This is a genomic window from Pedobacter ghigonis, assembly GCF_903166585.1.
GTDB classification, from domain to species: domain Bacteria; phylum Bacteroidota; class Bacteroidia; order Sphingobacteriales; family Sphingobacteriaceae; genus Pedobacter; species Pedobacter ghigonis.
Map to the genome: position 1 here is coordinate 118,557 of NZ_CAESCM010000002.1, position 20,894 is coordinate 139,450.

The 20,894-nt window shown below is 40.9% G+C and carries 14 protein-coding genes; 4 read left to right on the top strand and 10 right to left on the bottom strand.

The features are described 5' to 3' along the window. Positions 1–7 precede the first annotated feature (7 nt). The gene (aat, locus tag HWV58_RS03735) at positions 8–646 is read left to right on the top strand and encodes a leucyl/phenylalanyl-tRNA--protein transferase (protein WP_175632811.1); all 639 of its coding nucleotides are present in this window, start codon (positions 8–10) and stop codon (positions 644–646) included. Here aat and HWV58_RS03740 read toward each other — a convergent pair. From HWV58_RS03740 to HWV58_RS03755, 4 genes are all read right to left on the bottom strand, one after another. Next, a complete protein-coding gene (locus tag HWV58_RS03740; protein WP_175632812.1) occupies positions 643–1,248 on the bottom strand; it encodes a TMEM175 family protein in 606 nt (201 codons plus the stop codon). The genes aat and HWV58_RS03740 overlap by 4 nt on opposite strands. A gap of 308 nt (positions 1,249–1,556) precedes the next feature. Continuing rightward, on the bottom strand, positions 1,557–2,339 hold the full coding sequence (locus tag HWV58_RS03745) for a 3-keto-disaccharide hydrolase (RefSeq protein WP_175632813.1): 783 nt from the start codon (positions 2,337–2,339) through the stop codon (positions 1,557–1,559). Positions 2,340–2,404: 65 nt separating this feature from the next. Beyond that, on the bottom strand, positions 2,405–2,722 hold the full coding sequence (locus HWV58_RS03750) for a YgaP family membrane protein (protein ID WP_175632814.1): 318 nt from the start codon (positions 2,720–2,722) through the stop codon (positions 2,405–2,407). A 307-nt stretch (positions 2,723–3,029) separates the two neighbouring features. Further along, entirely contained in the window at positions 3,030–5,921 is a 2,892-nt protein-coding gene (locus HWV58_RS03755; RefSeq protein WP_175632815.1) for a DEAD/DEAH box helicase, read from the bottom strand. A gap of 308 nt (positions 5,922–6,229) precedes the next feature. Here HWV58_RS03755 and HWV58_RS03760 point away from each other — a divergent pair, with 308 nt between their 5' ends. Next, entirely contained in the window at positions 6,230–7,240 is a 1,011-nt protein-coding gene (locus HWV58_RS03760) for a PorP/SprF family type IX secretion system membrane protein (RefSeq protein WP_175632816.1), read from the top strand. On the opposite strand, the gene HWV58_RS03765 is transcribed toward HWV58_RS03760, so the two are convergent. The 4 genes from HWV58_RS03765 to HWV58_RS03780 form a co-directional block, all read right to left on the bottom strand. After that, a complete protein-coding gene (locus HWV58_RS03765; RefSeq protein WP_175632817.1) occupies positions 7,237–10,770 on the bottom strand; it encodes a T9SS type B sorting domain-containing protein in 3,534 nt (1,177 codons plus the stop codon). The genes HWV58_RS03760 and HWV58_RS03765 overlap by 4 nt on opposite strands. A 417-nt stretch (positions 10,771–11,187) precedes the next feature. Beyond that, complete coding sequence (locus HWV58_RS03770; RefSeq protein ID WP_175632818.1) at positions 11,188–12,588, bottom strand: efflux transporter outer membrane subunit; 1,401 nt, start codon at positions 12,586–12,588, stop codon at positions 11,188–11,190. 10 nt (positions 12,589–12,598) lie between these two features. Continuing rightward, positions 12,599–15,775, bottom strand: coding sequence for an efflux RND transporter permease subunit (locus HWV58_RS03775; protein WP_175632819.1), 3,177 nt, complete (start codon positions 15,773–15,775; stop codon positions 12,599–12,601). A 48-nt stretch (positions 15,776–15,823) separates the two neighbouring features. Continuing rightward, positions 15,824–16,993, bottom strand: coding sequence for an efflux RND transporter periplasmic adaptor subunit (locus HWV58_RS03780; protein ID WP_175632820.1), 1,170 nt, complete (start codon positions 16,991–16,993; stop codon positions 15,824–15,826). A 401-nt stretch (positions 16,994–17,394) separates the two neighbouring features. Here HWV58_RS03780 and HWV58_RS03785 point away from each other — a divergent pair, with 401 nt between their 5' ends. Next, positions 17,395–17,778 carry a hypothetical protein gene (locus tag HWV58_RS03785; RefSeq protein ID WP_175632821.1) on the top strand — a complete coding sequence of 128 codons (384 nt, stop codon included), beginning with the start codon at positions 17,395–17,397 and terminating at the stop codon, positions 17,776–17,778. Between the two features lie 6 nt (positions 17,779–17,784). On the opposite strand, the gene dapF is transcribed toward HWV58_RS03785, so the two are convergent. Continuing rightward, complete coding sequence (dapF, locus tag HWV58_RS03790; RefSeq protein ID WP_175632822.1) at positions 17,785–18,567, bottom strand: diaminopimelate epimerase; 783 nt, start codon at positions 18,565–18,567, stop codon at positions 17,785–17,787. A gap of 312 nt (positions 18,568–18,879) precedes the next feature. Between dapF and HWV58_RS03795 the strand changes: the two genes are divergently transcribed. Beyond that, positions 18,880–20,430 carry a trypsin-like peptidase domain-containing protein gene (locus tag HWV58_RS03795; protein ID WP_175632823.1) on the top strand — a complete coding sequence of 517 codons (1,551 nt, stop codon included), beginning with the start codon at positions 18,880–18,882 and terminating at the stop codon, positions 20,428–20,430. Between the two features lie 61 nt (positions 20,431–20,491). Here the strand turns inward: HWV58_RS03795 and HWV58_RS03800 are convergent, their stop codons facing one another. Next, positions 20,492–20,836 carry a four-helix bundle copper-binding protein gene (locus tag HWV58_RS03800; RefSeq protein WP_175632824.1) on the bottom strand — a complete coding sequence of 115 codons (345 nt, stop codon included), beginning with the start codon at positions 20,834–20,836 and terminating at the stop codon, positions 20,492–20,494. Positions 20,837–20,894: the final 58 nt, after the last annotated feature.

A 20,894-nucleotide genomic window follows, 5' to 3' on the forward strand; every position in this document is an offset into this window, starting at 1 on the left:
TTCGTCCATGTTTTTTCAATTGTTAGCCGATGATCCCGCTTTTCCCGATCCTGCCCTGGCAGAAGAGGATGGTTTATTGGCCATTGGCGGCGATTTAAGCATGGAAAGGCTGTTAATTGCCTATTCAAATGGTATTTTTCCATGGTTTAGCGAGGGCGAGCCTATTTTATGGTATTCGCCGCACGAGCGCTGCGTAATTTACCCCGATCGCATTAAGATCAGTAAAAGCATGAAGCAGGTTTTGAAGCAGGGGATATTTAGGGTAACGCTTAATCAGGCTTTTGAAGAGGTGATATTGAACTGCGCCACTACTGCAAGGAAAGGGCAGGATGGCACGTGGATTACAACTGAAATGCAGCAGGCTTACCTCAACCTACATCAAAACGGTTATGCGCACAGCGTAGAAGTTTGGCAGGACGATAAACTGGTGGGAGGATTGTATGGCTTAAAGATAAACCGGTTTTTTTGCGGCGAAAGCATGTTTAGTCATGTTAGCAATGCTTCAAAAACGGCTTTGATTTTTTTAAGTGAGCTCAATATCGACTTAATTGATTGCCAGTTGCCCAACGATCATTTAATAAGCCTGGGTGCCGAAATGATTAGCCGTGAAAGGTACATGGCCATGCTTCAGGCCAGTGAATTTTAGTGCTGATTATTGCTGTCTATCAAATTTTGCTCGCGCATGGCATTCTCTATTCTCCTGTCTGGGATAAACCAAATGCAGGCTACAAAAAAGTAAAGTGCAACACCCAGCCATGGGGTTATAAAGCTTAATCCAATCCCGGCAACATAAAAAAGCAACGAAATTTTTCCTTTGGCATCATTACCGATGGCATGTACAACCAGGGAATATTGCCCTTCTGTACGCTTAATGGTAACAACCAAAATTGCATACGCAACGGCTGCCATAAAAAGCACACTACCATAAACGATTACCGGCCATAGTGCAAAATGGTTTTCGCCCATCCATCCGGCTGCAACAGGAAATAAAGATAACCAGAACAGGAAATTAAGGTTAGCCCACAGCATCGGGCCGCTTACTTTCTTTACGGCGTGCATTAAATGGTGGTGGTTATTCCAATAAATACCCACATAAGTGAAGCTTAAAACGTAACTGATGAATTTCGGAATTAAAGGCTTTAAAGTTAGCAGACTTTCGCCTTCAGGCACCTTAATTTCTAAAACCATGATGGTGATGATAATGGCGATAACACCATCGCTGAAAGCTTCTAACCTACCTTTGTTCATAACGAATGTACCTTTAACCTTTTTGCTACAAGTATCAGCCAAATTAATTACAAAAACAAAATCTTGTGCATTCGACTGGTGGGCTCTAACGTATAAGCGATAAAATCGCTGTTCTCTCGTGTTTATCGTCCCCTTTTGTAAAGGGGATGGGGTGAGTGGCACATTTATAATGTGTTTGAGGTCAACAATTAAATCGTTGTTCCTGTTAATCCTCGTTACAAACGAGGATCATGCTTTGGTAAAATTGTTTAAAAAACAAAAACCTGCAAGTTTTAGCCTGCAGGTCTTTTATTGTTGTTTTGTTGAAATTATAATTCTCTAACCCAAATGTTTCTGAAACTGATTGCTGGACTTGGATCGCCATGATCTTGCAGTTTGATTGAAGCAGGACCATGTTTTTTATATTCTGGAGCACCAATGTATCTGGTTTCACCTTTCAATACAAAGCCATTTTGCAATAGTACACCATTTAAGAACAAGGTAACGCTTGCTGGTTTTTGTAATGTTCCGTCTTCGTTAAAACGGGGTGCATTCCAAATGATATCATAATATTGCCATTCACCTGGTTTTTTGTTGGCGTTGGCTAAAGGGATACCTTGTTTGTAAACACTTCCGGTTTGTCCGTTAACATAAGTTTTATTGTTGTAGGCATCCATAATCTGGATTTCATATCCATCATCGCCGCCACCTGTTGAAGCTAAAAACACACCGCTGTTTCCACGTGCCTGTCCTTCGCCCGAAATATTAGCAGGAATTTTCCATTCCATGTGCAATTGGTAATCGGTAAACTTTTTATTGGTTTCGATATTTCCGGTTCCTTTTTTAACCGTGAAGAAACCATCATCGATGGTCCATGCAGCAGGTTTAGAAGGATCTTTTACCGAGTGCCAGGCATCAAGATTACGGCCATTAAATAAAATAATAGCATCTGATGGGGCATCTTGTGGCAATTTACCTGCAGTAACAACTTTGGGAACAGGCTCCCAAACCTCGGTAGTTTTGGGGTCTCTGGCAGGATCTGGTTTTTTATCTTGTGCCATAGCCTGCCCTGCAAATAAAACAGGAATAAATAATAGTGTGTATTTGTTCATAATTGTGGTTTAACTTTTTAAAGTTAACCAGTTTATTAAGAAATGGAAATTTGGTATTTAAAATTTTACCCCAGATCATCCACAACATAGGTTTCGCTTACAAAAATTTCATCGGGTGCTATATCTTCTTTTTGCTGCTCTGCTAAATCGCGTAGCGGGCAATAACCTGTAATACCGCGGTATAATAGTCCGGCACCAATGGCTGCACCTGTTAATCCGATAACGGGGTGGGTGAAAACACTGGTAATACCTTTAAAAAGCAGGTAAGCACCCGATGCTCCTGATAACCAACGCTCTGATTTAGATACGTTCTGAAATAATTCGGGATATTTCCAGGCCTCTTTTACATTGTTAAGGGCTGTATTGAAATCTTGATTTGTCATGATGGTAGAGTTTATATTCTACTTTATAACAAGTAAAGGGGGAATGAGTTTGAAAGAATTTTATTTGTGACCTAAACTGTAATTTTTACCACCTAAGACATGTAAGGGCATTTAAGTAGTCGTCCTCGACTGAAGCGAATCGATTTTTCATCGATAGCGGAATGGAGAGATCTATCGCGGTTAGGTTTAGCTTCGCTGCGCACTACGTGGTTCCCGGCTACGTTGCAAGCTATCAGATCAGCTTGAAATGACGATCCATTGAAGCCCTGTAAAAAGATCCTTCATTGCATTCAGGGTGACACCTGTCTTAGTTCAATATCTCGCGGATATCTTCCTTACTCAACGATTTAAAGAAACTCTCTTCCGTGGTAATGAGTGAATTGGCTAATGATTTCTTCCGGTTCTGCAAGGCGAGGATTTTCTCTTCAACAGTATCTTTAGCGATAAATTTGTAGATGAAAACCTTTTTATCCTGCCCAATACGGTGCGTTCTGTCTATGGCTTGTTGTTCTACAGCTGGGTTCCACCATGGATCGAGGATGAAAACGTAATCGGCCTGCGTTAAATTTAAACCTACGCCACCCGCTTTTATTGAAATTAAAAATACCTTCAATTCTGTGTTTTGCTGAAATTCTGCCACAATTTCGCCACGGTTACGCGTTGCGCCATCTAAGTAAGCAAAGGGAATATTTTCGGCTTCAAAATGTTTTTTGAAAATATCGAGATGCTTTACAAACTGGGAGAAAACCAAAACCTTGTGCCCGCCTTTCAATACGTTATCCAGCGTATGGATTACGTTTTCAAACTTCCCTGAATCCGACATGTATTCGCCGTCGATCATTACCGGGTGGTTAGCCAACTGACGCAAAGCGGTTAAACCCTGTAAAAGCTGAACCTGTTTCTGGGCAAATGTTCCATCATCCATACTTTGCAACAGGTCGTTGCGGTAGGCTGATTTGGTTTTTTCATAATATGCCGCCTGGTCTTCGCTCATATCGCAGTAAATAACCTGCTCGGTTTTGGGTGGCAACTCTGCCGCTACCTGTTCTTTCGTTCTGCGGAGTACAAAAGGTTTGATAATGGTTTGCAGCTTACGGGCTTTTTCTTCGTCTTTTTTCTTCTCAATGGCCTGCACATATTCTTCAAAAAAGAAAGCCTGGGTGCCTAATAAACCCGGGTTTAAAAAGGTTAACTGCGACCATAAATCGCTTACCGAATTCTCTACCGGCGTACCACTCAAAATTAAACGGTGTTTTGATTTAAGGCTCCTAACGGCTTTAAACGATTTGGAAGCAGGGTTTTTGATATTCTGACTCTCGTCTAATATTACATAGTTGAAGTAAAAGTTCTTCAGTTCATCAACATCTACCCGGGTTACGCCATAAGTGGTAATAATAATATCGTAGGTGGCAAAATTGGCCACATCTTTATTCCGGTTGGTGCCGGTATGCGCCAGTATCTTAAGCTTTGGCGTAAACTTTTTGGCCTCTGTTAACCAGTTGTAAATTAAAGAGGTTGGCATGATAATGAGCGATGATGTTTGGATGCCCTGCAGCTGATCATCTTCCTTTACTTTTTGCAGCATGGCCAACGTTTGGATGGTTTTACCTAAACCCATATCATCGGCCAGGCAACCGCCAAAATTATATTCGCGCAAAAAGCTAAACCAGTTGTAGCCTGCTTTCTGGTAATCGCGCAAACTTCCTTTAAAATGGGCAGGCATTTGCGTATCGGCGATATCTTCAAAATCGGATAAACGTTGAAGCTTACGCTCGAGAGTTACGTTGGCCAGGCTATCTTCCGCCAGATCGTTAATTAAGCCAATGTGATGCTTCTTTAACTTCAAGCTTTTGCCGGTTTCGGCCAAACTGAATAAACTGCCATATTGCGTAAACCATTTATCCGGAATGATGGCTACTTCGCCATCAGGCAGCAGGAATTCGCGTTTTTTATGGAGGATATGTTGTTTTAAAGAAAGAAAAGGAATCTGGTATTTACCAAACCAAACCACGGCATTAATATCGAACCAGTCGTTTTCTTCTTTAACCTCAAGGTCGATTTTGCTCACCCCAAACACAAATTTCTTTTGTCCGGTGGCTTGTTCAATCTCAAAACCCGAAGCCTGTAATATTTCAATGTGCTCATTCACCCAATTTATGGCGGCATAACTCGGGTTTTCTTCTCCCGAAATCACCTCCAGGTTACTGAATAATGAACTTGTTTTTTTCAGTCCGAGCGATAAAAGCAGGTTGAATTGTTTTTTCTCCCAGTCTGCCGAACGTTTGATGCGGTGAAAAATATAATTATCGGCCGTTTTCTCCAGTCGAACAGTCACTTTATGTGCGTTTTCTACGGGAAATGTATACTCGCCATATTTAAAGTACAGCTGGATTTGTGAAAGACCACCATCTACATACAATACTTTAATTACCGGAATCGCTTCAAATTGCTCGGTTCTGATTTCGAAGCCTTCGGCATACACATGGTGCTTTTCTATTAAAGGAGCCACAAATTTTTCGAAATAGGTAGCCTCAGTAGTTTTGGGGATGGCAATGTAGCGCTTGTTCAAAAACGGTTGTAATTTCTTGCCTTCAATATCCTGATCAAAAAAGTACAATACGTCATTTAGCAACAACCAGGCAGGTTTGTTGCTAATAATCTGTGCTTCTTTAAACATAAACTCGATGCGCAGGTTCTGGTACTTAATGGTAGGGAAGTAGCGCGTTTCGGTTTCGTTTCTGCGGAAGTGAAAAAGGATAGAAGCGGGTTCGGCGGCAAGTTCGATTTTACGTTCAACCGGCCAGCCATCTTTATCCATTACATAAAGTTCGTTTTTGGTTTTTAGTATTTCTAAAGCTTCGGCAAGTTTTTTCTCAATTTTCGGACGTACATTTTCATAAAATTTATCGTCGAAAACCTTGGTGAAAAATTCGGTTGGCCGGATTAGCTTTTTATAATACTTTTTGATAATCGAATCCTGCTCAATGTCGTCCAATATTCTGATCAACTTATAATCGATATCGCTTAAGTACTTATTGAATTCTTCTGCTGTATGCGTAAAAATTCGTTGGTAAGTAAAAGAGAAGTCGCCTTGCGGATTAAGCTGAACGATGTGTGGTTCAATTAAATAGCCCAAATACTCATGTTTGCACAAAGAGTACACTATTTTACAGGCTTTGGAACTATCGACACGTAACATTGATGGGATTAAAATTTTTGTAAGCTAAGCGCTTAAAAAACTTTAAACTTACAATATTTTGGGGTTACATCAAAAGAACTGAGGGTTTTTGAAATAAAAAAAAATCCTTTTTTTAAAGGAACAATTGACAGATAATACTTTAACTAAATGTCGGGCCCAGCTGGCCATAGATTAACGCCTAATCTGAAATTAAGTTAGTGTAAAAGCGGCATAAATATTAATCCTTAATAATTGGCTACAACTTATTATCTTAGCACTCGTAAAACGGTTTGTTAAAGACCGTTAAGCTTAACGCACGACCAAACCAAATGAAATTTTTTTACCCGCTCTCTCTGTTTATCTGCCTGTGCTTTTGTAGCCACGCGCAGGAAATCCCAAGAAGTACGCAATATATTTTTAATAACATTCTGCTTAACCCGGCTTTGGCAGGTATTGATAATTATACCGACTTAAAAATTGGCCTGCGCAAACAATGGAGTGGCCTGGAAGGATCGCCAAGTACACAATACCTCTCGTTAAGTACAGCTATCGGAGAAGATTTTGTAAGGAGCAATGTAAACTCATTTGCCGGTAACGGCGAAAATCCGATGAGCAGGAGTTATGTAAACAACTACACTGCAGCAGAGCCCCACCATGGCATTGGTTTGGTAGCCATGACAGATAAAGCAGGACTGGTAAGGCAAACCAATGTAAACGTAACTTATGCTTACCACCTGGGCCTTACCAATGAGATCAACTTATCATTAGGCTTATCCGGTGGTTTTAAATCAATCAGTGTTGATGTGCGCGGAATTATAGCCGACGAATCTGGCGATCCCTTGTTTTCGGCAGATTACAATAACAAAATCAGGCCCGATATTGGCGCAGGTTTATGGTTGTATAGTCCCAGGTTTTTTGCGGGTGTTTCGGCCAAGCAATTAATCGGGAATAAAAACAGTGTGGTAAATAATCAGGTGAAAAGCAGTCCGTACCAATCGGCAACTTTTTACGGAACTGCAGGTTACAAAATATTTTTAGACGAAGATATTGCTATGATTCCTTCGGCGCTGATTAGCTATTGGGCAAATGCCCCTGCTACTTTTGATGCTAATTTAAAATTTGCCTATAAAGATAAATTTTGGGTAGGAACCAGTTTCCGTAATAACGACTCCTTTTCGCTTTTAGCGGGATTCAATATCGCTTCGCTGGTTAACCTCAGTTATTCTTACGATGTAAATACTTCGGGATTGCGATCGGTAAACAATGGTACGCACGAAATTGTGTTGGGCATACTACTCAATAACCGGTATCAGGTAGCATGCCCAAGCAGGCAGTTTTAACGTAAAAGTGTAATGCTGCCACCAAGTGGTTTACATTCGGCCCTTAAATCGATTACATAATAATAAACACCAGCCGGCAATTCCTTATCTCTGAACCTGCCATCGAAAGGCTTGGTATAGTTACCGATAGATTCGTAAACCAGCTGACCACCGCGGGTATAAATCTTAATATTGGTGCCTTTAAAATCCGGTAAGCCCCGTACCTGCCAAACATCATTCATGCCATCACCATTAGGGGTCATGGTATTGGTGATTTCTAAATTATCGTGTGTTACTTCTACATGCACTTTGGTAAATTCACTGGTGCAGGAACCAAGTTTTCTTCTTACAAAATAATCGGCTGTTTTGGCTACTTTGAAATTGAATATACCTTTAGTGCTTTCTAAAAATGGTTTACTGTCGTCTATTCTTTCAAATAGCTGATAAGTTCCTTCTTCGGGGGCGATTACCGGCAAGGTGATATCTGAAACATAACAAACACGCAGATCGTTCATTACAGGAGCCAGAATTTTAAAGGGTTCATCAATAATGGTAAAAGGCTCACTGATGGCGTAACCACAGGTTGTTTTGTCTTTTACTTCTAAGCGGTATGTACCCGCACCAATATTCGTTAAGTCTTGTGTAAACTGAACAGCTTCTCCTGATTCGTTAATCCATTTAAAATCGTAGCCCGGTACACCACCAATTACCTGTACACCGGTAACCGAGCCTCTTTGTAAAGAACAGCCATCTTTAACTGGCTTTCCGGTGTTTGGTACAATGGTAAGCAGGGGGGTAACTTCTATCGTGTAAGGACCGATAATAAAGGGTGCGCAGTTATTAATGTCGTAAGCATACATCGTATAAACGCCACCAGGTAAGTTTTTTAAAGAAATAGAATTGATTGTTTTAGTGCTTAGTACAATGTTGCCAGTTTCGTCTTTCCATTCATACCTATACGGCAGTGCTGAGCTAAAATCCAGGTCGATAGTACCATTAGTTTGTCCACAGGTTGTTGGCGATTCACGATGAGAAAAGTTATATACTGGCGGAGCAATAGCTGTTACGACAAAGTCTCTAGGTACACGCGGGCAACTGGATTTGCTATTGCTTGCCCATAACCTATACGAGCCTGGTTTTAGATTTTCAATTAATAATGATGTTCCGGCAGAATATGTTCCTTTTTTTACGGTTATTCCATCTGGTCCAATCCATTCATAGCCATCAGCATCAGTTAGGTTAATTCCTCCTATCGCTCCATTATCACTGTTACAAGTCACATTCTTTCTGATGGAGGCATCGCTGATTTGAATGGTATTATCGGTAATGATAAAAAAGGATGCGGTAGTAGCCGGGCATTCGCCTTCATCGGATACCACAACGGTGTAATTTCCTCCTTCTACGTTTTGCAAATCGGGCGTTGCAGCAATTACATCGCCCAATGCTCCGGTTATTGGGTCGGGTTTGTACCATTTATAGGTAACAGTACCGGTGAAATCCGTGATTTTTAAGCCTGTAATGGCACCATTCTGGCTACCACAGGTAGCATGTTTTGGAGGTACAGTACTTGCAATAATGATTTTAGGCTTTCTTTTTACGGTAATAGGATCAGAGGAAAGGGTACAACTTGCCTCATCTGATACTTTTACATAATAAGTGCCTTCGGGTAAACTTGCCGGGTTGCTTCTGCTTACTACAGCATTTGTGGCGGTATTGATCCACTCGTATTTTAAAACTCCTTTCCCCCTTAAAACCTCAGCGGTAAAGGTAAAAGAAGTTTGTCCGCAAACTGGGTTTACAGGTAAAAGAGTAGGTTTGGTTAACTTCTGGTCTTTAATAATAAATACGGTTGGAAATGCTTTACAGCCATCATCAACGGTTACTTCATAAGTGCCCACATCGAGGTTCGAAATACTTTGTGTATTACCTTTTGACACACGGCTACCGTCTGTTTCTATTTTTACCCAGCTAAAAGTGAAACCCTCACGCGGTTCGGGGATAGTGATTGATCCGTTAGCACTGCAGGTTACCGGTTCTACTATGGCTTCGTTGGGTAACAGCTCGGCGGTTGAAAATGGAGAGGTTGTAGCATTTAACAAACTGGCGGTTGCTGTAACCATTCCGCTTAGCGCGCCGTTGTATTCCCAACGACCATCACTACCGGCTTGTACTGTTGCAATATAAGTTTTACCCTCGCAAATGCCCTGACAGTTTATGGTATAAAACAACTCTACTTCTGAGTTTGGAGTAGCCCGGCCCGAAACATAATCGCTGCGTTTTTTCAAAATTTGAATATAAGGCTGCAGGATCGTCAGGGTTTTTCCGATCCCGAAATTCTTATTGCAAAAGAAACTGTTGCGGGTAACTTTTACTGGTTTGGCCGATACTGTTTCCAATCCGAAGTTATTATTAGCAATTAAGTTTGCTTCAGCAGGAGTTGCACCGCCCACGGTTCCGCTGGCACCTGCTTCTAATTTTACTCCCATTCCATTACCCAGTACTACTGTTCCGGCAGCATCGGTACCAATGGCATTGCCGGTTAATATAAAATCGGAATTGGTTATCGAAACGCCTGTCGTCCGGTTACCGCCAATGATGTTATTGCGTACATAAAGAGCACTATTTACCGCATTAACTTTTAATCCCGAAATTTCTAAAGCTGAAGAGGAAAGAAATAACGGGAGCTCATGAAAATCCTTTTTACCGGTAAAGTCGACACCAATTTTATTGTTGATTACGTTGATGTCAAATCTGGCACTGCTGGAGTACGATGAACGGGTAATGTCTACATTGATGCGGTTTGCGGCAATTACGTTGCCTTCGCCTACATTATCGCCTCCTACATCCAATGCGCAATCGTACAAATTGGCCGAAATACCGGTTACGTTGGTATTGGGTGTAATTCCGTCGTAAATTACTCCGATTAAATTCGATTGTATTTTAATTTTCGTAGCTGCTACAGTGGTGAAAAAATAGTTGTTCTGAATCAGGATTCCGTAAATGTTACCGCCAATTACATTCCCTTTTCCAGGTGCACCGATAATGATATTACTGGCGCGGTAATCCACTATAATTCCAGAGCCTTGTACGGTATTTACATTTTGCAAATTGGTAATGGTAGCAAAATTGCGGATATACAAACCATACACTTCTACTCCGCTGGTAGGTACATTTGTACTTGACGATTGCCCTATAACCAGCCCCGAAAAAGTAGTGTTGGTATACTCAGGCTCTAAAATTACTTTCGCACCCGAAACACCCAATGCAGGCCATGCAGCTTGTGAGGTTCCATCGATTACCACATTTGACGAAACCACCGGAAGTGCCGTGCGTAGCCTGATGGTACGGTTGGCATTATCTGTCGGGGTGCCCGGTAAATTAAAGTTAATGGTAAAGGTGGTGGTTCTGTTGGCTACAGCAGCTTGCGTTAGGCCTTCGCGCAAAGTACCCGGACCGCTATCGGCATTACTGGTTACCACGTAAGTTTGGGCGTAAATATTCTGGAAGAAAAATAAGCCGGCAAATAAGGCTAAAAGTTTAGAGAGGCGCATAAAATTGTTTGGTAGCGCCAAAATACAAATAAACTGATTAGTAGCTAGCGTTTTAGTTAAGAAACCAGCTGATTTTTTCTTTGCTTAAGGCAATAATCTTTTGTTTAGTGAGAGAGGAAAGATTTTTCCTGCAGATTTAAGGGATTAAGGTCGCAGATAAAACATGATTACTGTTGGTCCTCGTTGTAACGAGGATCTTTGAGCATAGCGATTTTACCGCTGCTACAAACACATTAAAAATGTGTATCTCGCTCATCCCCGTTACAAACGGAGACGATAACCAAGTATTCTAATTTAAATCTGTGTCCTTTTCTGCTTTATGTGCGGGAAATACAAATAGCTGTTCATTCGGTTATTCCAAACAAAAAAGGCATCCTGAATAATCAGAATGCCTCTCTTTTAACATTAATCTTTAGCTTATTTCCAGCCACCGCCTAATGCACGGTATAGATTAACTACCGATTGTAGTTTTTGCAATTTATCGTTAATGCCGTTTAACTGTGCTGTTAACAAACTCTGTTCAGAAGTTAATACATCAGTATAGTTAGTTGCTGAGCTATAACGTAGCAATTCTTTCGTAAAATCAACTGCTTTGGTTAACGAGGCAATTTGTTTTGCCCTTGTTGTTTCTTTCTCTGCTGCTGTTTGATAGGCAAATAAAGCATTCGATACTTCCTGCCCACCTGTTAAAAGGGTTTGCTGGAAAGTATAAAAAGCAATCTGCTGATTGGCCTGCGCTGTTTTTAAGCGGGCTTTATTGGCACCTTTAGCAAAAATGGGCTGGGTTAAACCTCCCACTAAATTGTAGAAAATAGATTTACTGAAGAAATCCTGTAACTGTAAACTTGATAAACCACCGGCAGCAGTTATGGTTAAAGCCGGATAAAAATAAGTTTTAGCAACATTGGTGTTTTCGAAAGCTGAGCGGAAACCAAACTCGGCCGCAATTACATCCGGGCGGTTTTGCAGCAATTGTGCAGAAACACCTGTTTTTAAATCGGAATAAGGTGTTTGCTGATCTAAGCTAGTACGGTTAATCGCATTTGGTGCTTTACCCAGTACAACGCTTAATGCATTTTCAGCTTCCTTAATGCTTCTTTTTAAATCAGGCAGGGTAACCTGCGCAGCATATAAATTGGCCTCGCTTTGTACCACGGCAGCGCCATTTACTACAGCGCCTTGTTTAAGCTCTTTCATGGTTTCCACGTCCTTGGTTCTCACCTTAATGGTTTCCTCGGTAATGGCCAGTTGCTTATCCAGCGCCAGCAAAGTATAATAGTTATTGGCAATTGTAGCAATTAACTGGGTTTGGACAGCTCTTTTAGCTGCATCGCTCTGCAATAAGGTAGCATAAGCTGCACGTTTGGCACTGCTTAATTTGCCCCATATATCGGCTTCCCAGGCAGTGCTGAGTTGCGCTTTATAGGTTTGGGTTTCCAGATTAATGTTAATCCCTGCCGGAAAGTTTAAAGATGCCTGCGATTGTTTATTGTCAGTTACATTTACATCGGCCTGTAAGCTTGGCAAAAATGCAGCCCGACTTTGCTGTAAGGTTGCCTCGGCAATTTTGATTCTTTCGATAGCCTGTTTCAGGTCTAAATTTTCATTTATCCCTTGTTGAATCAGCGATTGCAAAGTGGTATCCGAAAACAATTGTTTCCATTGCAAATTAGCAATTGAGGTCGTGTCGGTCGTATTGTTATCGCGGTATAAACCTTCACTTTTCACCTGTGGGCGCTCGTACTTTTTAGTTACGCAGCTACTAAGGCCCAAGATGGCTATACCGATTAAAATAGAATGCTTATATGTAAGTTTCATGTTTTTAAAATTAATGTGGACGGTTAACCGCTAACTCGTACTCTTCTTCTGTTTGTTCGCGGTCAATGCCTTCATCAAAAGGAGATTTGTTGCTTATTTTTTCTTGCAAAGTCTGGAAAACGATAAACAGTGCAGGAATAACAAATACTCCGAATAGGGTACCGATTAACATACCTCCAACAGCTCCTGTACCAATTGATTTATTACCGGATGCACCAACACCTGTTGATAACATTAAAGGTAATAAACCTAAAATAAAGGCAAATGATGTCATTAAGATTGGACGTAAACGTGCAGTAGCACCATCAATAGCCGCATTGGTAATACTCATGCCTTTCCGCCTTCGGTCTACCGCATATTCTACAATCAGGATCGCATTTTTAGCGAGTAAGCCCACCAGCATAATCAGGGTAATTTGCGTGTAGATGTTATTATCGATACCAAAAATCTTATCGAAAATGAATACTCCCGCTAAACCGATCGGCAGCGAGAATAATACAGCCAATGGTAAAATATAACTTTCGTATTGTGCTGAAAGCAGGAAGTAAACGAAGATTACGCAAAGCAGGAAGATAAAAATGGTCTGACTGCCGCTGCTTACCTCTTCACGCGATAAACCTGAGAATTCATATCCATACCCCGTTGGAAGGTGAATAGCTGCTTCTTCCTGGATTGCCTTGATGGCATCACCAGAGCTATAACCTGCATTCGGGTTACCCGTAACCGCAATTGAAGTGTATAGGTTGAAACGTGAAATGGCTTGTGGTCCGTACACCTTCTCTAAAGTAATAAACTCAGACACCGGAGCCATGGTGCCGCTCGAGTTGCGCACATAAATACTGGTTAAGCTTTGCTGGTTAGCGCGATACTTGGCATCGGCCTGGAACATTACGCGGTACTGCTTACCAAATTTGTTAAAGTTAGAAGCATAAACCCCACCGTAATAGCCTTGTAAAACACCCAGTACATCGCTTACGGTTAAGCCTGCCTGTTTAATTTTGGCTACATTAACATCAATCTGATATTGTGGGAAATTAGGGTTAAACGAAGTTGATGCGTACTGGATTTCGGGACGTTTACTTAGCGCTCCTAAAAATGCATTACCTACTTCGTTGAATTTCTTAATATCGCCACCGGTTTTATCCTGTAACTGGAACTCGAAACCACCTCCGGTACCAAAACCCTGGATGGTTGGCGGGGCAAAGAAAATTACTTTTGCGCCTTTAATGCCGCCTGCTTTGGCAAATAACTCGCCAATAATCGCCTTTACATCTCTTTTGCGTTTATCCCATGGTTTAAGCCTCGCGATAACCATACCGTAAGAACTACCCGAACCACTGATTAAACTCCGGCCAACAACCCTGAAGGTCGCCTCAACTTCCGGCACCTTACTTACAATATCATTTATTTTAACAATGATTTTGTCGGTTTCTTCCTGCGAAGTTGATGGTGGTAATGAGATATCAGAGAAAATTGTTCCCAAATCCTCGTTCGGTACGAATCCTTTTGGTGTGGTATTCATGATCCAAACCAGTACCACTGCGAAAACTGCAATGCCTAAACCAGCTAACCATCTTTTTCTACCTAAGAAACCTACTGAACGTTTGTATTTCTGCGTTACGGTATCGAAAGAGGTATTAAAAGCATCATAAAAGCGCTGTAAAAAGTTCTTGCTTTTTCCGTGCTCGTCTTTGTGTGGCTTTAAAAATATAGCACACAATGCCGGACTTAACGTTAAGGCGTTAATGGCCGATAAAATGATGGATATGGCCAGTGTTAAACCGAATTGTTTATAAAATCCACCCGACGAACCCTGGATAAAACTAACCGGGATAAATCCCGCCGCCATTACCAAAGTAATCGAAATAATGGCCCCGCTTATATCGTCCATTGCATCTTTGGTCGCTTTCTTGGCATCGGTATAACCTGCATCGAGCTTGGCGTGTACCGCCTCAACAACCACAATGGCATCATCTACCACAATACCGATGGCCAGAACCAGGGCAAATAAGGTTAATAAGTTAATGGTAAAACCAAATAAACTTAAAAAGAAGAAGGTACCGATAATTGCTACCGGAACGCTAATTGCCGGAATAAGGGTTGAGCGGAAATCCTGTAAGAAAATAAATACTACAAGGAACACCAGAATAAATGCCTCAATCAATGTGTGGATTACCTTTTCAATTGATGCATCAAGGAAATCGTTTACGTTAACAACTGTTGCGTAATGAATACCTTTAGGGAAAGAAACTGCTGCTTTCTCTAAAGTTTTAATCGAATTTTCGATTACTTCTTTTGCATTCGAACCAGCAGTTTGACTAATGGCAATACCCAATGCAGGTTTACCATCAAACTTTACTGAGCTGGCATAGCTTTGTGCACCAAGTTCTATTCGTGCCACATCTTTCAAACGGAGAATCTGCCCGTTTGCATCGGCTTTAATAATGATGTTGCTAAACTCTGTTTCGGTTTTTAAGCGGCCGCTATATTTTAAAGTATACTGGAACGCCTGCCCACCCTGCTCGCCAAACTGACCCGGCGCAGCTTCGATATTTTGCTCGGCAAGGGCTACGCTCACATCATTTGGAACCAGGCCATAAACCGCCATTACCTCTGGCTTAAGCCAGATTCGCATGGTATAATCCAATGTACCAAATGCACTGGCATCACCTACACCATTAATCCTTTTAATTTCAGGAATAATGTTGATGTTCGAGTAATTCTGTAAGAATTTCTGATCGTATGCCGGGTCATCACTGTAAATAGAAAAAATAAGCAAATTACTTGCTTGTCTTTTAGCGGTAATTACACCCGATCTGGTTACCTCGGCAGGTAATAAACTGGTTGCCCTGGCTACACGATTCTGCACGTTAACGGCTGCTAAATCAGGGTTTGTGCCTAATTTAAAGTTTACGGTAATGGTTGCAGTACCATCATTACTGGCGCTGGAAGTCATGTAAGTCATGTTTTCCACACCATTTATTTGTTCTTCGAGCGGAACAACAACGCTACTCATTACCACATCGGCGTTGGCACCCTGGTAAGAAGCCGATACCTGAACGGTTGGCGGCGCAATTTCGGGATACTGCGAAATAGGTAGGGTTACAAGGCCTAATACACCTAATATTACAATTATAATGGATATAACTGTCGATAAAACGGGCCTGTCTATAAATTTCTTAAACATAAATAATAGGGATTACACTGGTACAGTGTGAATTGCACTTATCGTATTTTATTTTTTTATTTCAGCATAAACTGAATCGGCTGCTTTTTCTTCAGGTTTAATTTTTGTGCCGTCTTTCAACGATTGGAAACCTTCTAAAATCACTTTGTCGCCGGTTTTAAGTCCTTTGGTAACTACGTAGAAATTGCCTTTGGCCAATTCCATTACCTCAATCTGCGTATTAACTACCTTAGCCGAATCGCCTAAAATGTAAACGAATTTCTTACCCTGTAAATCGATTGTTGATTTTTGAGGGATTAGAATGGCATTTTCAACATGCTGCGGAATTCTAACCGAAGCACTTGCGCCGTTTTTTAACAGGAAAACCGGGTTAGGGAAGGTAGCCCTTAAGCTCGCCGAACCAGTGTTGGTGTTAATCTGGCCGTTAATCGATTCGATTTTACCATTTTGCGCATAAACACTTCCATCAGCAAGTATTAAACTAACCGGCGGAATGTTTTTCATTTGCTCGGCCAGGGTTTTTCCTTTATAAGTGCTGGCAAAATCTAAAAGTTGTTTCTCGTTTAAAGAAAAGTAAGCGTAAACTTTCGAAGTATTCGAAACTGTAGTTAGCGGCTGGGTGCTGCTGCTACTCACCAGGCTCCCGTTTCTGAAAGGGATACTGCCTACCACACCATCTACCGGACTGGTAATTGAAGTATAACCTAAATTAACCCTTGCATTTACCAGCTCTGCTTTTGCCTGTGCCAATGCAGCTTTTCTGCTTTGAAGCGTTAACTGAGCTGCATCCAGGTCATATTTACTGATGATATCTTTTTCAACTAGCGGTTTGGTTTTATTTACCGTTAACTGGGCGGCATTTACATCGGCTTCAGCACTGCTTATAGCTGCTCTGGCTGTTCTAACCTGTTGTTCGTACTGAGGCGCATTAATGGTAAAAAGTAGCTGACCTTTTTTAACCACAGCACCTTCATCCACAAATATTTTTTCGATAAAACCATCAACTTTCGGACGGATATCGATATTCTGGATACCTTCTATAGTTGCAGGATAATCTGAATCGAGGGTGGTGTTTTGTGTGTTTACTGTAAATATTGGGTAAGCTTGCGGACCAGCAGCAGCCGCTGCCGCAGCTTTTTTAGCTGCATCATCATTTCCGCAGGATGCTAAAAGCATACCAATGCTCACGCTAAAAAGGAGAGTTGTTACTTTTCTCATGGGTATTCTGTGTGTTTAAATTTAAATTTCCGGATTAAGGGCGTTATCAATAAGGATGGACTTTAATCATCGCCAATAATTGCCCAAAAATAGAGCCTAACCAAAAATAAATCTGTCCAAATTCTGTCATTTAATCAATCGATTGATTTATTTTGCGGTTAGAACGCTACTTAAATATAATTAAAATATTGTTTACAAGTAGTTTAACCGTATTTTTTATTTTAAAATGTTGCTTGTAAATATCTTGAGACAGATGTTAAAAGCTGTTAAAATCGCCGATTCAGTGTTAAATTATCGCATCGGGTTGTTTCTTATTTCAAGCATATCCGGGTATAAATTGTGTGCATTTTTGCACTGCAGTGAAAGAAACAGCAGCTGGATTTTTTCTTAGCTTTAGGTATATGAAATATCTTTTGCTGTTAATGGTTGTGGTATCAGGCTCGGGTTGTTTAATGCTTGGTGCGCCGCACTATTATAATTACCAATCAACTAATGAGAATGCCGATTCAATTGTGGTAATTTCTTATCCGTCGCGGCTCGATTACCAATACCGTTTTACAAAAAATAAATGGGACAGTGTTTTGGTTTTAGATCCGATACACCTGGTTTATCAAAAGATGACTTTAAAAGAGAATGCCAGCTTTTACCCGAAAGCCTATTACTCGTTTTATAAAAATGAGCGGTGGAATTTGAAAAAAATGGAAAAAATAAAATCAGTAGTAGTAAAAAGGTATCAACAAAATCTGGCTGATGTTGATACCCTTTATTATAAGATGGTAAAATGAGTTTGATTAATCTACCTCTCCCTCAAAAACCAATTTTGCTGGCCCGCATAAAAACACATTGGTAAACGCAGTACCATCGTAATCGAATTCAATTTTAATATCGCCACCCAAAACTTTAATATCGGTTTTAATGTGGCCACTCAGGTTTTTGTGTTTGGCCATGGCCATAGCCACGGCAGTAACTCCTGTACCACAGGCATAGGTCTCGTCTTCAACCCCACGCTCGTAGGTGCGCACAAACAAGTGGTCGCCTTTATCTTCTACAAAGTTTACGTTTATGCCCTCGGTTTTATAGGTATCGTTGTAACGGATGCTTTTGCCTTCGTGAAAAACATCCAGGTCTTTTAAGCCGGTTTGTAAAGCTACGTAATGTGGAGAGCCTGTATTTAAAACATAGGCATCACCGTCTTTGTTAATGGTGTCTACATCAATCATTTGCAAATCAACCCATTCGCCATTTTCTGAAATTCTGGCATAATGTGGTCCATCTACTGCCAAAAAGTTGGTTTCCCGATCAATAATGCCAAGCTGTTTGGCAAAGGCAACAATGCACCGGCCGCCATTACCGCACATACTGCCAAGGTTGCCATCGGCATTAAAATAATGCATTTCAAAATCGTAATCTTCGTGTTTGGTCAGGAACATTAAACCATCTGCACCTATCCCGAATCTTCTATGGCATAGCTGTTCAACTAGTTGATTGTCAATATTTTTTAACGGACTCATGGTGTGGTCTATTAAAATGAAATCGTTGCCTGCGCCCTGATATTTATAGAAATTAATTTTCATGAAAGCTTCATCTTTTAATGCAATATTTGAATTGCAAAAGGTAACCTGCACCGCGTGTTTTTTTGATTTAACATTTTTTAACACAAAACCAGGTGCACTAATGATGCAAATATCGTTTATATGGTATTAAATTTGAATAATTAACGAAAAGAAATTTTAGCAGATAAAAACTGCAGGAGCATTCTGCTTAAATCAAAGAGAACAAACACTCCCGCAAAATTAGTAAATTTAACAACTGAAATATTGTAAGCTAAAACATTTAGCTAGCAAAATGGCTTATCATATAACAGGGTTTTTAAAATAATATAACACATGAAAAAAATATTGGGAATTACCGTGTTAGCTGCTTTTATAGGTGGGGCAGCAGCAATAGGAGGTTACAAACTATTTGAACGTAACCAAACAGGCAGTACAATTTCTGAAAAACAGAATTTATATTTTGCAAATAATCCACTTAAGGTATCATCGGCAGGTACAACCGATTTTACGCAGGCAGCAGCAGCAGTTGCGCCAGGTGTGGTGCACATTAAAACCACTTATGCCGCGCAAAGTGGCGGTGGCAGAAGCTCTTCTCCGTTTGATATGATGGAAGATTTCTTCGGCGGTGGTGGCCGTCAAATGCAGCGTCAGCCAAGAGCAGCATCTGGTTCAGGTGTAATCATCAGCCAGGACGGTTATATTGTAACCAACAACCACGTAGTAGAAAATGCAGAGAAGGTTGAAGTAGTTTTAACCGACAGACGCAAGGTAGAGGCTAAAGTAATTGGCCGCGATCCAAACACCGATTTAGCTTTGATTAAAGTAAATGCAACCAATTTACCGGTAGTAAAAATGGGTAACTCTGATAATGTACAGGTGGGTGAGTGGGTTTTAGCGGTAGGTTTCCCGTTAGATTTAAATACTACAGTAACTGCAGGTATTGTAAGTGCTAAAAACCGCAGTATCGGTATTATTGGCCGCGAGCAACAAGGCAACGAAATTACAGAAGAAGAATACCGCGAATATCAACGTACTGGTAAAAGACCAGATCGTCCGGCAAATACAAGCATCGAATCTTTTATCCAGACAGACGCTGCAATTAACCCTGGTAACAGTGGTGGTGCACTTGTAAATGCAAATGGCGAGTTAGTTGGTATTAACTCAGCAATTGCTTCGCAAAGCGGTTATAACCAGGGCTATGGTTTTGCTATCCCGGTTAACCTTGCCCGTAAAATTGTTGATGATTTTATGAAATATGGTTCGGTTAAACGTGGTTACATTGGTGTTAATTTTGTACCATTAAGCGGCGAAGAAAAACCGGAAGGTATTAAAACTAACGAAATCAGTGGTTTATATGTAAATGATGTAGTTGCTGGTGGTGGTGCTGCTGCGGCAGGTATCAAATCGGGCGACGTAATTAAAAAAGTTGACGGTGTGGTAATTAACGATTCGCCAGATTTACAGGAAAGAGTTGGTCGTTTAAATCCAGGTGATAAAGTTAAATTAACTGTATTGCGTGATGGATCTTTGAAAGACTATACTGTTACCCTTAAAGGTGAAGCCAGTGTAGGTTTAACAGCCAATAACACCGCAAGCAAAGGTGCTGAAGTTTCGAAACTAGGTGCAACTTTTGCTCCTGCCAGTCAGGCTCAAAAAGCCAAATATGGCATTAACGGCGGTGTAGTGGTAACTTCGGTTACAACCGGCAAAGCTTTCGATAACATTGGTGTAGAAAAAGGTTTAATTATTACCAAAGTAAACGGACAACCCGTAAACTCAGTAGCCGACGTTCAAAAAGCATTGCCATTGGGTAGAAACAATATGGTAAGTATTAGTGGAGTTGGCGAGCAAGGATCGTATAACTACAGTTTTCCGGCTCAATAATTAACCGATAAAAAATAGTTTAAGAAGTCCTCCTGATATTTTCAATCAGGAGGACTTTTTTTTAGTCCTGATGAATTGGCTCGTGATGCGCATGGCATGCATCTGCACATTCTTCGCACATAACGGCACATTGCCTGCAGTGCTCATGATCGTGTTTGCCACATTCTGCCGCGCACATTCTGCAAATTTCTTCACATAGCAATAAATACTGGCGACCAATTACCGAATCGCGCTGTAAGAGCCGGGCAGCCTGCGTACAAATGTCGGCACAATCGCGATCCAGTTTAATACAATCGATCATCATGCTAAGGTCTTCTTCCTGTAGGCATGATGTTGCGCAATGTTCGCATGCCAGTGCGCAGTCTAATAAAGCCTTTATTAAGGCATGGTTATTCCGTGTTTCCATAGCTCAAAAATTAGTTATCAATATGCTCTTTATTAATAACCTGCAGGAAGTTAAACGG